The 1,440-nt window shown below is 34.0% G+C and carries 1 protein-coding gene and 1 pseudogene; both read left to right on the top strand.

What is annotated here, in order from left to right; genetic code table 11:
- A pseudogene (cysS, locus tag WGMM_RS04080) lies at positions 1-1,045 on the top strand (cysteine--tRNA ligase); the annotation flags it as partial.
- Positions 1,046-1,051: 6 nt separating this feature from the next.
- A partial coding sequence (locus tag WGMM_RS04075; protein ID WP_038250474.1) for a hypothetical protein occupies positions 1,052-1,440 on the top strand: 389 nt, incomplete at its 3' end.

The following is a 1,440-nucleotide window of genomic DNA, read 5'->3' as shown; positions in this document are numbered from 1 at the left end:
ACGAACCAAAAGCAACAGAAAATATAGATTGTATCATCAAATTAATTGAACATTTGCTGCTATCTGGTCATGCCTATGAATCCAATAAGCATGTATATTTTAGTGTAGAATCTTACTCTGAGTATGGTGCTTTATCGGGAAAAAAAACTGATGAATTGGTTCCAGGTAGCAGAGTTGAAGTTAATGAAAATAAAAAGCACCCTGGAGATTTTGTACTGTGGAAGCCTGCAAGTGATATTGACTACAAACTTTCAAGTTATTGGGATAGCCCATGGGGAGAGGGCAGGCCTGGATGGCATATAGAATGCTCAGCAATGTCATATGCTTATCTTGGCAAAGATTTTGATATTCATGGTGGCGGCATGGATTTACAATTTCCTCACCATGAAAATGAAATTGCACAGAGTAAGTCTGCATTTGCTGGATCAATGTTTGCAAAATACTGGATACATAACGGTTTTCTTACAGTAAATGAAGAGAAAATGAGCAAGTCCTTATTTAATATAGTCAAAGTAAGGGATTTGCTAGATAGTGGAATAAAGGGTGAAGTAATGCGCTATGCACTGCTCAAAACTCACTACAGAAAACCACTTGATTGGACAGAAAACGTTATTTCTGACGCACAGGAAACCTTAAATAAATTTTATCGGCTATCACGTGGTTTAGATACAATAAATATTGATGAAAGTAACGCAGAGATTTCTAAAGATTTTATAGACGCTTTAAAAAACGACTTAAACATCCCTGAAGCTCTAGCTATATTACATGAAATGGCTGCAAAAATTAACAAAATGAGTAATGAAAGTGAAAAGCTTAAATTAACTGAGAGTTTTGTTAAAAGTGCCAGATTTATTGGTCTTCTTGAGTCAAGTTATGAAAAGTGGTTTGCTGTGGATGTAAATCATCAAGAAATAGAAAGGTTGATAGACTTAAGAAAAATTGCAAAAAAAATAAAAATTACGATACTGCAGACAAAATAAGAAATCAGTTGAAACAAATGGGGATTACAATTTCTGACAATGAAGATGGTACAACAACCTGGTAAATTCATATGGAAAACTACTTCCTGTTATTCACAGATAGTCTAGTATCATCATTAGTCTTACCCATACATCAAGGTTTTGTGTTCAATACCATGCTTTATTTCAGGTCGTATCACACTCCACTACTTATGTTATTTTTTGGAGTACTAGGATCAAGCCTTGGTGGAATGGTTAACTGGTCTTTAGGTAGAATAACAATCCCTATACGAAAATCATACCACAAATTAGAAAACGAATATACAACGCCAAAAGTTACAAAAAATTTGCTAATTTTTGCAACTTTATTACATTCATGGGTGCCAGCACTTGGAAGTGTGGTTCAAATTTTATCAGGTTATTTCAAGTTAAACCTTTATATCCTTGCCCCTTTAATCATTCTATCTAATTTCTTCTATTT

This window comes from Wolbachia endosymbiont of Glossina morsitans morsitans, assembly GCF_000689175.1.
GTDB lineage: Bacteria > Pseudomonadota > Alphaproteobacteria > Rickettsiales > Anaplasmataceae > Wolbachia > Wolbachia pipientis.
This window is presented reverse-complemented; position numbering and strand designations above follow the sequence as displayed.